Source organism: Eupransor demetentiae, assembly GCF_963930865.1.
In the GTDB taxonomy this organism is placed as follows: Bacteria; Bacillota; Bacilli; order Lactobacillales; family Lactobacillaceae; genus Eupransor; species Eupransor demetentiae.
In genome coordinates this window covers 402142-416434 of the sequence record NZ_CAWVOH010000001.1, presented here as the reverse complement: position 1 = coordinate 416434, position 14293 = coordinate 402142, and the positions used below count along the sequence as shown (strand labels likewise).

At 47.0% G+C, this 14293-nt stretch carries 14 protein-coding genes and 1 pseudogene; 3 read left to right on the top strand and 12 right to left on the bottom strand.

Translation table 11 applies throughout. From position 1 onward, the window contains the following. Positions 1-79: 79 nt before the first annotated feature. Positions 80-3412: a DNA polymerase III subunit alpha gene (locus ABSY64_RS02070; RefSeq protein ID WP_349641402.1), complete on the bottom strand. Its 3333-nt coding sequence runs from the start codon at positions 3410-3412 to the stop codon at positions 80-82. Between the two features lie 114 nt (positions 3413-3526). Here ABSY64_RS02070 and ABSY64_RS02065 point away from each other — a divergent pair, with 114 nt between their 5' ends. Continuing rightward, positions 3527-3724 (top strand): YjzD family protein, encoded by a 198-nt coding sequence (locus ABSY64_RS02065; RefSeq protein WP_349641401.1) that lies wholly within the window; start codon positions 3527-3529, stop codon positions 3722-3724. 24 nt (positions 3725-3748) lie between these two features. On the opposite strand, the pseudogene pepT reads toward ABSY64_RS02065, so the two are convergent. The 11 genes and pseudogenes from pepT to ABSY64_RS02010 form a co-directional block, all read right to left on the bottom strand. Further along, positions 3749-4869, bottom strand: a pseudogene (pepT, locus tag ABSY64_RS02060) (peptidase T). A gap of 16 nt (positions 4870-4885) precedes the next feature. Then, a complete protein-coding gene (locus ABSY64_RS02055) occupies positions 4886-5671 on the bottom strand; it encodes a Nif3-like dinuclear metal center hexameric protein (RefSeq protein ID WP_349641400.1) in 786 nt (261 codons plus the stop codon). Further along, a complete protein-coding gene (locus ABSY64_RS02050) occupies positions 5668-6369 on the bottom strand; it encodes a tRNA (adenine(22)-N(1))-methyltransferase (protein WP_349641399.1) in 702 nt (233 codons plus the stop codon). The genes ABSY64_RS02055 and ABSY64_RS02050 overlap by 4 nt, the downstream gene beginning before the upstream one ends. A gap of 24 nt (positions 6370-6393) precedes the next feature. Continuing rightward, complete coding sequence (rnhB, locus tag ABSY64_RS02045) at positions 6394-7155, bottom strand: ribonuclease HII (protein WP_349641398.1); 762 nt, start codon at positions 7153-7155, stop codon at positions 6394-6396. Continuing rightward, a complete protein-coding gene (ylqF, locus tag ABSY64_RS02040) occupies positions 7148-7993 on the bottom strand; it encodes a ribosome biogenesis GTPase YlqF (protein ID WP_349641397.1) in 846 nt (281 codons plus the stop codon). The genes rnhB and ylqF overlap by 8 nt, the downstream gene beginning before the upstream one ends. Before the next feature lie 9 nt (positions 7994-8002). Then, positions 8003-8230, bottom strand: a complete 228-nt coding sequence (locus tag ABSY64_RS02035) for a YozE family protein (RefSeq protein WP_349641396.1) — start codon at positions 8228-8230, stop codon at positions 8003-8005. Next, positions 8223-8795, bottom strand: a complete 573-nt coding sequence (locus ABSY64_RS02030) for a YpmS family protein (RefSeq protein WP_349641395.1) — start codon at positions 8793-8795, stop codon at positions 8223-8225. The genes ABSY64_RS02035 and ABSY64_RS02030 overlap by 8 nt, the downstream gene beginning before the upstream one ends. A gap of 29 nt (positions 8796-8824) precedes the next feature. After that, positions 8825-9676, bottom strand: coding sequence for a DegV family protein (locus ABSY64_RS02025; protein ID WP_349641394.1), 852 nt, complete (start codon positions 9674-9676; stop codon positions 8825-8827). Between the two features lie 8 nt (positions 9677-9684). Next, positions 9685-10179: a dihydrofolate reductase gene (locus tag ABSY64_RS02020; protein ID WP_349641393.1), complete on the bottom strand. Its 495-nt coding sequence runs from the start codon at positions 10177-10179 to the stop codon at positions 9685-9687. Further along, positions 10166-11389, bottom strand: coding sequence for a CCA tRNA nucleotidyltransferase (locus tag ABSY64_RS02015; RefSeq protein ID WP_349641392.1), 1224 nt, complete (start codon positions 11387-11389; stop codon positions 10166-10168). Before ABSY64_RS02015 ends, ABSY64_RS02020 begins: the two co-directional genes overlap by 14 nt. A 20-nt stretch (positions 11390-11409) precedes the next feature. After that, the gene (locus ABSY64_RS02010; RefSeq protein ID WP_349641391.1) at positions 11410-12681 is read right to left on the bottom strand and encodes a tetratricopeptide repeat protein; all 1272 of its coding nucleotides are present in this window, start codon (positions 12679-12681) and stop codon (positions 11410-11412) included. Between the two features lie 171 nt (positions 12682-12852). Between ABSY64_RS02010 and ABSY64_RS02005 the strand changes: the two genes are divergently transcribed. Together ABSY64_RS02005 and ABSY64_RS02000 are read left to right on the top strand one after the other, a co-directional pair. Next, positions 12853-13407: a helix-turn-helix domain-containing protein gene (locus ABSY64_RS02005; protein WP_349641390.1), complete on the top strand. Its 555-nt coding sequence runs from the start codon at positions 12853-12855 to the stop codon at positions 13405-13407. A 75-nt stretch (positions 13408-13482) separates the two neighbouring features. Continuing rightward, complete coding sequence (locus ABSY64_RS02000; RefSeq protein ID WP_349641389.1) at positions 13483-14268, top strand: glucose-1-dehydrogenase; 786 nt, start codon at positions 13483-13485, stop codon at positions 14266-14268. The last annotated feature ends 25 nt before the right edge of the window (positions 14269-14293 follow it).

Genomic DNA, 14293 nt, shown 5'->3' with positions numbered 1-14293 from the left:
TTGATATCTTGGTTAGTTGTTTGCACAACCTATTCCTTAGTTCATTGTAAACATATTGGAACAAATTCACAAGACGGAATTACGCTTTTTCTTGGAAAACGACATTGTCTGGACCAATTAGCTGGCCAAGCCGTGGCGCTAAGTCCTCTTCCCCTAACCAATAGGATTTTTCAAGGACTTGCTTACGCTTATCTTTTTCCCAGTAAATCACAACAGGATTAGGACCTGGCGTGCTCTCCAGAATCGCTAGGAGAGCTTTTTTAGTGTCGACTTGATCATGCTTTTCGTCGATTCGTAGGAACCAAGTTCCCTTTGCTTGCGCTGGCTTGGGCGGGTTTTGAGCGGCCTGAATACGAGCAGCCAAGAGTGAAATGCCCTGCCGCTCTTCCGTTTTACCGCTAACCAGCAGAACCTGGCCGGCCTTCAAAAGGCCTTCAACCTTTTTATAGAGATTGGGGAAAACCGTGACCGAAATCTGGTCGCTTTGATCACTAAGGGTCACGAAGGCCATGTTATCACCCTTCTTGGTTCGAATGACTTTGATGCGGTCAATAAGGCCGACTAATTTCACCTGCAAATTGGGTGCCTGCACATCGGAAATGGCAGGAATTTGCTCCTGATTGATCAATTCCTGATAGGCGTCCAAGGGATGCGAAGCCAGGTTGAAGCCAATCGCCTCTTTTTCCTGGGTTAGCTTTTCAGAGAGACTAAATTCCGCCTGCTGCTTAATCTTAGTTTCTTTTAGGATAAGTTCCCCGAAATTGGCCGCCTCAATTAGGTCGGGCAAGTTGGCAATTAATTCGGCCCGATTATAGCCGAAATTATCCAAGGCTCCCGCATAAACCAATTGTTTCAAGGTATCGACATTACGGAATTTCTCCGGTAAACGGTAAACAAATGATTGCAGGCTCTGGAAGGCTCCGTTGGCACGGCGTTCTTCTAGCAGAGCCGTAACAAAGTCAGTCCGCAGGCCCTTAATAGCATGCAAGCCCATACTTAGTTGACCGTGGTCAATTGACCAAAAGCGCTGGGAGCGGTTTAAATTCGGTCCCTTAACCTGAATGCCCTTACGCTTTGCCTCCAAAATATACTGGCGGATTTTATCCGAACGACCAAGGTTGGCGTTCAAGACGGCCGCGTAAAAGGCCAAAGGATAGTGCGCTTTGAGATAAGCCAATTCGAAAGCCAATTTACTGTAGGCCACGGCGTGGGAACGGTTAAAACCATAGTTAGCAAATTCGTCGATGTAAGAAAAAATCTTTTCGGCCGCTTCCCGGTCGTGCCCCTTCTTTTGGGCACCAGCCAAGAAGAGTTGCTTCATGCTCTCCATCTTGTCGAGCTTCTTTTTGGACATGGCAGAGCGCAAAACATCGGCCTGTCCCAGGGTAAAGCCAGCATATTGCTGCGCAACCAGCATGACTTGCTCCTGGTAGATGATGATGCCGTAGGTCGGCGCCAGGATATCGCTGATACTTGGGTCCAAAATAGCGACAGGTTCTTGACCGTGGCGGCGTTTAACGAAGCTTTGAATATTTTGACTTGGACCGGGACGGTAGAGCGCATTGACGGCCACGATGTGTTCAAAATTCGTGGGGTGCAACTCTTTTAAAACATGGCGGATACCGTTCGATTCGAACTGGAAAACGCCACTGGTGTCACCACGAGCAAAGAGTGCGATTGTTTCCGGGTCATTTAGTGGAATCCGCTTGATATCGAAATCTTCTGGCAGCGATTTACGGGCATTGTAAAGGGCCTGAGCCAAAATGGTTAAGTTCGTTAGCCCCAAAATATCAATCTTCAAAAGGCCCAGCGCTTCAACCGGTTCTTTTTCAAATTGCGTGAGCAAACGGCCGTCACTCCCCTCTTGAACGGGCAACGTTTCAACCAAGGGTTTCTGGCTCAAGACGACACCGGCAGCATGGGTTGAATAGTTACGTGGCAGTCCTTCGATCGCCTTAGCCGTCCTCAAGAGCAAGTCACCTTGCGGAATGTCACGGATTAAATCGCCTAATTTAGGACTAGCCTGCAAGGCTTGATCGATGGAAACTTTACGGCCATTCTTACCAGCTGGCACAGCACGGCTGAGTTGTCCCAAACTGGCGGTCGACAAGCCGAAAACACGGCCTGTATCGCGTAGAGCCTGCTTAGTGGCCAGCGTTCCAAAGGTAATAATTTGGGCAAAGTTTTGCTGGCCGTACTTGTCGTGCAAGTAATTCAGGATTTCTTCACGGCGATTATCCGGCCAATCAATATCGATATCCGGCATTTGGGCACGTTCAGGATTCAAGAAACGCTCGAAGAGCAAACCGAAGGCAATGGGGTCAACATCGGTAATTTGCAAGCAGTAAGCCACCAAGGAGCCTGCTGCAGATCCTCGCCCTTCACCAGTTTGAATCTTGTTTTGGTGGGCGTAATTTAAGATATCCCAGACGATTAAGAAGTAATCGGAGAAACCGAGTTCGTTAATGATATTCAGCTCACGGTTCAGTCGCTCCTGATAGACCTGTCGATCCGCTTGCTTGGGTAAAACGCTTTGCAAACCTTGTTCGGAAAGTTGGCGCAAATATTGGGCCGAGGTCAATCCGGCGGGCTTTGGAAAGTCCGGCAAGGTCACATCTTTAAATTCAATGACAACTTTGGCAGCTTGAACTAACTTTTCGTTGTTTGCGTAAGCCTCTTGTAGATAGGGACTAGCCTGGTAAGATTGGCGAACTTCGTCGGCAGGTCGCAAGTAGTTTTGGCCGTGTTGCTGGGCCAAAAAGGATAAATCATCAATCTGAGTATTGGCATTAATGGCCAACAAGACTTCGCGGGTAAAAGCATCTTCTGAACGGAGGTAATCGACCCGGTCAAGAGCAACCAATTTAGCTTGAAATTGCTTGGCAAAGGCGGCAATCGCCTCTTGATTTGACTGTGCTAGCCGGGGATGAATCCCTAAGAAGACCTGGGCAATCGGCACAATCCCCTGCAGCTTTTCCCAGTAGGCCTGCAAATCCGTTCCCTGACTGATTAATAGTTGGGTCAACTCGCTGTCGGTCGGTAAAGTAATGGCCAGACCAGTCAAATGGCCTTTAACATCGTTCCAGGTTAACTTTTCTTCAGGATTAACCATCTTCTTGGAAGAAATCCAAGTCAGGTTTTGGTAGCCCTCCTGGGTGATTGCCGTGAGAAGCACTGGAAAAGTGGTCGCTAGGTTAACCAGGCCAGCAATTTCAACTCGCAGTGAGAAAATCGGCTTAATCTGAGCCTTGCGGGCTGCCGAATAAAACTCAATGGTACCGTATAAGACATTGGTATCTGCTAGCGAAACGGCCTCGTAACCTGCTGCTTTAACGGTCGCGACGATATCGGGCACAGTATTGGGATTTTTTAGGAGACTATAGCTACTTGAAACTTGTAGTGGTGCGTACATAAGACCTCCTGAATGCTTTTCAACTGTCCACATTATACCTTAAAAATTGCTTTTCCCCCATTGCGAAATTTATGGAAAAGCGTATCATGGCAGGTAACAAAGGAGTGTGAACTTATGTTCAAATATCTTATTGCGGCATTTTGGTCAGCCCTCTTTGGTGAGATTGTTGGTTACTTAGTGTCTCAGATGACTTCAGTAAGCTACAATCCAACGGCCATTGCCATTGTTTCCATCATTCTTGGTGAGATTGCTTTGATTGCGATTCCAGCCTTGTCTGGTATGGCAACTCCAAAGGAAAGTACTGAGAAATAAAAAAAACGGCTTAAGCCGTTTTTTTTATTGATTTGAAAGTTCAACAATCTTTAAGATGGTTTGCCAAGCCTGTTCCATGACATCCAAGGAGACGTATTCGTAACGGCCGTGCATGTTCTCACCACCAGCAAAAAGATTTGGTGTGGGCAGGCCAAGTCGAGTGATGATGGAACCATCTGTTCCGCCACGAACGGGTTCAATGACGGGCTTGATGTTGAGTTCCAGCATCGCCTTCTTGGCCAAATCAACGGGCCACATGTCCTTTTCGAGGATATCCCCCATATTGTAGTACTGATCCTGCACATCGACGACAATGCGATCAACGCCGAGATCTCGATTCATTTTGTCAGCAATTTGGATCAACTTATCCTTGCGACTTTCAAAATGTTCACGATCATGGTCACGGATAATGTAGTGCAGCTGTGCCTCTTCAGGTGTGCCAGCGATTTTATCCAAATGCCAAAATCCTTGGCGTCCTTCGGTATTTTCAGGACGTTCATCGGCTGGTAAATGGTTGTGAAAATCAATGGCAACTTGGCCAGCATTGACCATCATGCCCTTAGCAGTTCCAGGGTGGACGTTTTGTCCTTGAATCTTAACTGAAGCCGATGCGGCATTGAAAGTTTCCCATTCCAATTCACCGAGGGGTCCCCCATCAACCGTGAAGGCATAATCAGCGCCAAAGTCACGATCTCCGTCACGCCGGCCTTATCGTCGGCACCCAAAAGCGTATTACCATCCGTCGTAATCAAGGTTTGATTCTCATACTTCTTCAAGCTTGGGAAAACTGCTGGATTTAATTCATACCCACTTTGGCCGAGCTTGATTACCGAATGACCGTCATAATTCTTTACGATTTGCGGTTGAATATTTTCACTGTTAAAGTCAGCTGTATCAATGTGAGCAATGAAACCTAAGCTAGGTGCCTTTACATCAGCTTCATTAGCAGGCAAATCAGCAAATAAGTAACCGTCCTCTTCGTGACGGACATTATTTAGGCCAAGTTCCTTCAGTTCTTCCCCCAGAGTCTTCAAAAAAGCGACTTGGTTCGAACTTGAGGGCACCGTTTTGGAACTTTCATCAGAGCGCGTGTTGACCTTAACATAGCCCAAAAAACGATTTAACAATTCTTCTTTAACAGTCATATTATGCCTTCTTTATTTAGAGATATTGATAGGGGTCCGTGTTGACTTGGGTGACTTGTACGGCTATTTCAGGGAACCAGTCCACTACCTTCGCCGCCATCGGCTTGTTAGCAATGGCCTCCATATGGTGATCAGGATCAATCACGGCAAAATCATTTGATAAAACATCATGGCCGGTGTGGTAGTAAAAATCCGCCGTAATATAGACATCCGCACCAGCCTTTTGTGCATCCGGCCACCAGCGTCCCCCATCGCCACCTAAAATGGCGACTTTTTTAATGGGCTTTTGGATATCTTTGGCAATAATCCGAACTTCCTTCACCTGACAGGCCTGCTTAATCTGCAGCGCATAATCAGCTAAGGAAATGCTTTGCGCTAGAGTACCGACCCGGCCGAGACCGGTTTGCCCGTCTTCATTTGGCAATAGTGGCTCTGCATTTTGCACGCCAAAGGCCTGACAAAGCCAGTCGTTAAGGCCGCCCTTAGCAGCATCAAGATTGGTATGGGAGGCATAAACAACAATGCTGTGCTTAAGTAAGGCAGCGTACATTTGGTTTTGCGGGTTATCCAAAATCAAATTCTTAGCAGGGCGAAACATAACGGGATGATGCGCCCAAATAAAATCCACGCCATCCGCAATCGCTTCCGCCACAGTCTCTGGACGGACATCTAGCGTCGTCAGGACACGATGAATTTCTTGGTCAGGATTACCTAACTGAAGCCCTGTTGGATCGCCCTTTTCAGCAATGCTCAAAGGAGCAAAGGCTTCGATTTTGTTAATCAAATCTTGCGCTTTAATCATCCTTGCAAAACTCCTTGAATTTGACGGACTTCAGCAGCCCACTGGCGGTAAGGGGTTGAATCTTCCTTTTCGGCCTGTGCTAAACGACCTAAAATTAGATTAATCCGCTTAACTTCGCCATTCCACTTACGCTGGAAAGCCTCAGAACGTTCGCGACGTAGATAGGGACCGTACTTCAAATCCAGCAGATCGAGTTCTTGATGACCAGGAACGGCGTAGATAATTTCGTAGTAGTGTTCATCCTCTTGCACAATGGTTTCGCTCATCAAGCAGTAGTGGTGCTCAATCAACCATTTACGTACGGCCCGTTCATTGTTGTTCGGCTGCAAAATTAAGTAGGGAAATTGGCGTTGATTGTGCGTCTTGAAGTCACGTTCCATAATGTCAGCGATCAAGAGTCCACCCATTCCGGCGATGACAACGGTATCCACGTGATCAGCACTCGTGATGGCATCCAAACCATTGGCTTGGCGCGCAATTAAGCTCCCCTGCAGCCCAGCCGCAACAATTTCCCGACGGGCATTTTCCAAAGGGCCCAAAGCAACTTCGCCCGCAATGGCGTGCGAAATCACTTTTTGGCTAAGCAAAAAAGCGGGCAAGTAGGCGTGATCAGAGCCGATATCAGCCAAGCTAGCCTTTGGTTTCACGTAATTGGACACCGCCTGTAGTCGGGGTGAAAGATGGACGGGTGCAGTCATAATATTTCCTCTTAGGTCTGTGTTTTAACAATACTTTTTAACGGGGGCAAAAGAACGGCGATGGATGGGCGTAATCCCCTTTTCAGCCATAGCGGCCAGGTGCTCGGCGGTGCCATAACCATCGTTATGAGCAAAACCATACCCGGGATATTGCTGATCGTAGGCAGCCATCAAGCGGTCACGGTAGACCTTGGCTAAGATACTGGCAGCAGCAATGCTATTGCTGTGGGCATCCCCCTTTATCAGCTTCTCTTGGGGAATTTCAGTTTCAACCACCATGGCATCAACCAAAAGATGGTCAACGCGAACTTCAAGTGCATTCAAGGCCTGCAACATGGCTTCGCGGCTAGCTTCATAGATATTAATTTCATCAATCCGAGCTGGTGAAACAACCCCCAGGCCGTAGGCAAGTGCCTCTTCTTTAATCAAGGGTTCCAAACGTTCACGTTCAGTTTGAGATAGCTGCTTCGAATCATTAACCGCTACTTCATGAAAATCATGCGGTAAAACCACGGCAGCCGCCACAACGGGCCCGGCTAAAGGGCCTCGGCCAACTTCGTCAATACCGGCAATATTGGCATAGCCAGCTTGCCAGAGCCCTCGTTCATAAGCGAAACGTTTTTGGTAGGCCGCTTCTGCCTTTTCTTGCTTTTCGATTCGTCGCCGATAAGCCTTTAAAAGCGCCTGAACACCCTTACGGGAATCGTCTTGCCAGGCTTTCAGGCGGGCATCGTCAGCTTGAATATCGCGCAAGGCTGCTTTAATTGTCGCAATGCTGTCAGTCATCAAGGCGGTCCAAAGTGTAGGTACCAAGCTTACCCGAGCGCAAATCATTTAACATTCGCTCAGCAGCTTTGTCGTAGTCATCCTTAAAGCCCAACCTAGCCGTAATGTCTAAAAGCAGGTCGACATCGGATTGGTCAAAAGCATTCTCGGCCAAATGGTAGCGGTCAAGAATGGCTTGGGGGCGGAAGTCACGGAAGAACTTAATCATAAAGAGAGCCGCATCGTCCTTGGCAAAGATCGTGTCTTTTACGGCACCGGTCAGGGCCAGCTTAAGACCGACGGTTTGGTCTTCAAACTTGGGCCACAAAACGCCCGGCGAATCGAGCAATTCCAAATGCGTTGGGGTCTTCAACCAGGCAATTTTTTTCGTCACACCGGGGCGGTTGGCCGTCGGGGCAACATTTTTCATGACTAAATGGTTCAAAAGCGTCGACTTTCCGACATTGGGAATCCCAGTAATCATGGCACGAATCGGCTGATTATGGATGCCCTTATCAGCCTGTTTTTGAATTTGGTCCGCGAGGGCAGCTTGGGCAGCCTTGGTAACCAACTGCGGCGTCTTATGGTTACGCGTGTCCAAAACAAGGACTTGATAGCCGAGCTTTTGGTAGTGCGCCTTCCATAGCCGCGTTTGTTCAGGGTCAGCCAAGTCCGCCTTGGTCATGATTAAGAGACGAGGTTTGGCAGCCACCAACTTATCGACTTCGGGATTACGCGAAGAAGCCGGCACGCGAGCATCAATCAGCTCAAAAACAATGTCGACTAGCTTTAAATTCTCCCCCATCAAGCGGAAGGCTTTGGCCATGTGGCCGGGGAACCATTGAATAATCTGCGCCACGGTCTACTCCTATAAACTTGCCTGAAAAGCCTGCCAGGCATCATCAAATGTCGTCATACTCATCAGGTAGTCTGTGTTTTCTTCTAAGTAATGTGAAATCTCATCAAAATCAACGCTCTGCTTAGGAAAAGAATGGTCCAGAAAAGCGTTGTTGGCAAATTGCTGAATTTCATTTGCAGCCACCGGATTACGTTGCGTCATCAGCCAGTGGTAAAAGCTGCGATGGTTATTAGCCATTATTAATCACACCGATAAACTTGAATTGGTTGTCCTTCAAGTCGATTTGCTTTGCCTTAAACTTCATCCGCTTGTTCTTTGAAACCTTGGACATGTTAATCGTGATTTGTTCTTGATCGGGTTGGATTTGAACGTATTCGGGGCCATCATACATCTGCTTGACGTATCCCATGGCAACCTTCGTTGGTAGGTCAATCTTACCCAGTGAAATGGACTTGGTCTTCAAAACAATGTTACCGTCGTTGGTTACTTCTGGCGTCATGGTCATAACAGCATTAATCTTTTGACCCAAGATGCTAATAGCACCTGAAGCCGTTACGTTTTCCTCGCCAACCTTAAAGTGGAAGTTACCGTTACCAGTATCATTCAAATAAGTGGCAGCCAAACCGTTGACCTGTTCACGGTTCAAGTTGATATCAAAACTCGTATCATCACTAACTTGAGTAGTGTTGGCCACTGTCTGGGTTGGGGCAAAAGCCAAGTAAGCCGTGTACAACCCGCCGGCAAAAATAGCTAAAATCAATAGCCAGAATAAATAGAACCACAATCCTGAATGCTTTTTCATCGTCTTAAATGCTCCTTTTTACTTAATGCTTAACGGGCACGGTACAAGATGGCCAAAGCACCCAAACCAGTGTGCGTTGAAACAATGGGCGTCGTAGTCGATACCAAAATCTTGATATCCGGCCAAATCTTGTTCAGTTCGTCAGCCAACTGCTGGGCTTCTTCGGGAATACCGGCATGGGAAACACCGATAGCCAACATTTCCTTGTAACCCTTCATCTTTTCGATGACGTCTTCATTGAACTTGGTAATTGTCTTCATGCCGCGGCCCTTCAAGACCACGTCAACCTTACCTTCGCCATCAACCTTGGCTCCGACCTTAATGTTCAAAACGTTTCCAATCAAACCTTGGGTCTTTGACAAACGACCACCGGCCACCATGTTCTTCAAGTTACGGAAGGACAAGTAGATGTGTGATTCCGAGCGGGCCTGCTTGGCTGCTTCGAGAACTTCGTCCATGTTTTTACCGGCCTGGGCCGCTTCTGCGGCTGCCAAAACGACAAAACCTTCGGCTCGGTCGGCTTGCAAGGTATCAAAAGCAACAACTTCAGCCTTTGAAAGTGATCCCGCTTGATTGGCAGCGCCAACCGTTCCAGAAAGGCCAGATGAAATATGTAAGCTCAAAATTTCGGCTTCAGGGTCTTCTTGATGGATAGCATCATAGACTTCCTTAAAAGCACCGATTGATGGCTGGGAAGTCTTTGGCAAGCTTTCACTGGCTGCCATCTTTTCCAAAAATTCCTTGGGCTTAATCGTGACACCGTCTTCATAAACCGTGTCATCAATTTGCACCGTCAAAGGAACTTCTTTGATTTGGTACTTTGCCATTTCTTCTGCAGTTAATCGGGCCGCTGAATCGGTCACGATACGAATCTTTGCCATTTTCTTCCTCACTTTACTCGCGTGTAACGCTCGATTTGATAATGATACTCACCCTCAACTTGGGCTTGACGACTAATTAATTTGAAATCATTGGTGTTAATCGGATCAACGAAGGTATCCCCATCGTGTTGGCCAGCAACCTTGGTCACCACCAAATCGGTTGCATAAGGCATAAAGGCACGATAAATTGCAGCCCCACCGGCAATCGTGATGGGCATATCCTGTTGTCCTTTTATATAGGCTAGCACTTCCGGCATCGAATGAAAAATTTTAACCTGGTCAAATCCGGTTTTAAAGTCCTTTTGTCGGGTTAAAACAACACTTTGCCGATTGGGCAAGGGACGCCCAATGCTTTCCCAAGTTGACCGTCCCATAATCATGATGGAACCAACCGTTTCTTTTTTAAAAAGCGCTAAGTCGGCCTTAATGTGCCAGGGAAGCTGACCGTCACGACCAATTGCATGTTGGTCATCTTCGGCCCAAACCATTTTAATCGTTTGCATGATGTCCCTCCTGAATCCAATTCTTGATGGCATCCGCATCATTGCCAACTTGGTCATTAACCACGGCCAATTCAATTTGATGAATCAATTCACCCAAGGCGGGACCTGGTTTTGCCAGACCCGCCTTAATCAAATCACCACCGTTCAAAGCAATCTCAGAACGGTCATGGATACTGAGTTCTGCAAATATCGTCAACATTTGCTTTTTAAAGTCCGAATCCGAACCGTAAATCAAATCGGTTAAGGCCAACAAATCTTCTTTGTAAGCATATAAACGATAAAGGTTCCACTTATTCAAGGCTGCGTGCTGACGCAAAACGGGCGCAATTGCCGCTAAGGTCTGCATAATTTGCTTGGAATGCTTCCACTGGCGCAGGAATGGTTCAATTTCATTGTCAGCCATTGGTGAAAGAATGGTTAGAATACCCCAGGCCGCCATTTCAGTTTTAGCCCGACCACCATCCAACTCTGCTTGAATCTTTTGCCAATTAGCAGCTGGCCATTCATCCATTTTACCGGGTAGATAAGGTAAAAGATTGGCCTCAAAGGTCAAGCTTAAGCCTTTAGCAGCAGCCTGGCCTTGCAAAAGCTTTTCAAATTCAACCCGATTGCGTTCTACCGCAATCTTGGCCAAATTGTGACCCAATTCTTTAAGGGCCAATTGGGTCTGCTCCTCAATCGTGAAATCCAGTTGAGAGGCAAAACGGACGGCTCGCATAATGCGCAGCGCATCTTCCGTAAAGCGGCGGACCGGATCGCCAACGGCTCGAACAATGGCGGCTTTTAAGTCTCCTAAGCCATTGAACAGGTCCACGACTTCCCCATTTTGCCGTAAAGCCAAGGCATTGATGGTAAAATCACGGCGCTTCAGATCTTCTTCCAGGCTACGCACAAAGGTGACTTTGTCCGGCCGACGAAAATCGGTGTAGGTCGATTCCGTTCGAAAGGTCGTAATTTCATAGCCGATGTGGTGATCTAAAACCATGACCGTGCCGTGTTGAATGCCGGTATCCACGGTTTTTTTAAAGACTTCTTTAACTTCCTGCGGGTAGGCACTGGAAGCAATGTCAACATCGTGGATGGGGTCACCTAAGAAGGTATCCCGCACCGAACCGCCGACAAAATAGGCTTCGTAACCTGCATCATCAAGTTTTTTTAAAATTGGCCGAGCTTCTTCCAACTCGGGTGGAAAGTGATCAAGCTTCACCACTTTTGCCCTCCTTTAGCGTCTTAATCCAATTCATTCAAGCGTTCCTGAGCTTCAAAATCGTCCGGAACTAGCTGGACATACTTTTGCAAGTTGTCCTTTTCTTGGTGAACATGACCCATTTCATGGTGCCAGTCAGCCAAATCCAAGAGAAAGGCCGCATCATCTGCCAGTTCTGCCTGAGCAGCCTGCCAGCGTTCTTGAGCCAAGTCTTCCTTTTCCAAAGCATGGTAGGCCCGGGCCAAATCCCAATCAAAGTGGGCATCGTGTATGTCATTTTCTTCAGCTTCCGTCAAAAGTTGGACAACGGCTGAAAAGTCGTGTTGGTCTAGGTAGAACTTCGCCAGCAAATCATAATTCGTTGGGTCCAATTCATCTAACTTCAAGGCTGCTTGGTAATCTTCCAAGGCTTCTTCTTTATCGCCGTCCTTTTGGGCAGCCTGAGCGGCTAGACGGTAAAGAATGGGATTGGTTTGATCCATTGACAAGCCCAACTGGAAAGTTTGTCGAGCTTCCTTGTCATTACCTTCACGCTGGTAGGCCTGGCCCAAAAGTGGGTAAACGGAGGTGTAATGGCTGTCCTGTTCCAAAACTTCCTTGAATAGGTCGATGGCATCATCCGTACGATCAGTTTCAAAGTAGAGCAAGGCCAACTGGAACTTCGTGTTCAAATCGAGTAATTCCGGTTTGATTTGTTCGAGATACCCAATGGCATTGTCGTAATTGCCGACAGCCGCATAAGCATTTCCAATCCGGCTGACAATATCGACCTGAGCAATGTGGCGCTGTCCCTTCAAGAGTAAGTCCCGATACTGCTTGATAGCGGCCGCATAATTACCGTTTGAAAAGTTAAATTCAGCCAAGGCAAAGGCAACCACATCGTCATCAGGTGCCAGGCGGTGGGCTTCATTCAAACAGTGTTCGGCTGATTCTGTCAATCCTTCCGACTGATACAAGTCAGCTTTCACCATCAAAGCCTGCAAAAAGGCTGGTGAGTCTTCCTCAACGTCGGCCAAATATTCTTGCGCTTGGTCCGTCTGTCCTTCGTCAATGGCGATATCAGCCAGGGCAACTTTTAAGCTTCCTTCAAGTGGGAACTTATCCAAAAGATGCTGGTAGGCTGCTTTTGCCTGATCGAGAAAGCCCTGGGCATAGAGCTCTTCTCCCAGACTATAAATCAAATCATCGCTATCGTGGGCCAATGCTTTTTTAAAGAGCTTGTCCGCCTGGTCAAATTGCCCCAAATGGATGGCCGCCAACATTTCCTCTGCATAGGAAGTATTTTCTTCAGACATGGTGTTTCCTTCCGTTAGATACTGTCCTTATTTTACCGTAAAGTGCGGTTAAAGGGCGGGTCAATTTCTCGCGAAGAATATCACATATTTCTCAAATAGACCAATTCGTGCTAGAATTAAATTTACGGAGTTATCATACGATAATTCTAGTAATCGCAAGGAGGCTTAGCCGTGTATTCTCTAACGAAGAAACGTTGGGACGCAATTATCCATTCCAACCAGGCCGCTGATGGAACTTTCATCTATGGCGTTGATACTGACGGCCGAGTTTGCAAGCCAAGTTGTACTTATGAAAAAGATTTCAATAAAAGTGATGTTGAAATCTTCAAAGACGAGGATGAAGCCCTCATGAACGGCTTCCATCCCTGCCCTGACTGCAAACCCTTTGGACTGTTAGAAGGACGCGATCAGCTGGTCATCAAGATTAAAAGCTACTTAGCCGAACACTACGGTCAACGCATTACGCTAGACCAATTAAGTGAGCATTTCCAGATTAGCCCGGGCATTTTGCATCGTGCCTTTATGCAGGAATCTGGTGAGTCCCCTCAGAACTACTTATTGAAGGTTCGACTTTACCACGCTAAAGAGATGCTCAAGAAGGAAAACACTTCCACAGCGCTAATTGGTTTGAAGGTTGGGATTCCCAACTTATCTTATTTCAACACTGTCTTTAAGCAGTATTATGGGCAAACTGCTGCGCAATACCGCAAAGCAAATTCAAAATAATTTGCTTTCTATTTTGGATTGGTCTAGTATATAGGCAAATCGATGAATCAAGAATTTTCCAAGGAGGAACGATTTATGTTTAAAGATTTAAACAAGAAAGTTGCCGTCATTACTGGGGGCTCAAAGGGAATCGGTAATGCAATTGCCCTTCGCTTTGCTCAGGAACAAATGAACGTTGTTATCAACTACAACAGCGATGCTGCTGGTGCTGATAAGGCCGTTAAGGAAATCGAAGCTAACGGTGGTGAAGCTGTTGCCGTCCAAGCCGACATCTCTAAGGAAGAAGACAACAAGAAGCTTTTGGATGCCGCTATCAAGAACTTCGGTGGTATGGATATTTGGGTTAACAACGCAGGTATGGAAACTCAAGCCCCTACTCACGAAATTACTTTGGAATCCTGGAACAAGGTTATCGACATTAACTTGACCGGTGTTTTCTTGGGTGCCAAGACTGCTTTGAACTACTGGTTGGAAAAGAACCAAGCCGGTAACATCATTAACATGTCATCTGTTCACCAACAGATTCCATGGCCTACCTTTGCTTCATACGCAACTGCTAAGGGTGGCGTTAAGATGTTCACTGAAACGATTGCCATGGAGTATGCTCCTAAGAACATTCGTGTCAACAACATCGCACCTGGTGCAATTAACACCCCTATCAACGCTAAGAAGTTTGCTGATCCAAAGCAATACGCAACGACTCAATCAATGATTCCAATGTTGAAGATTGGTGATCCTGAAGATGTTGCGGATGCAGCGGTTTGGTTGGCATCTGACCAATCAAAGTACGTCACTGGTACGACGATGTTTGTCGATGGTGGTATGAGTTTGTACGCCAACTTCCAAGGTGGACGTGGATAATTATCACAAATCAAAAAGCACGCTT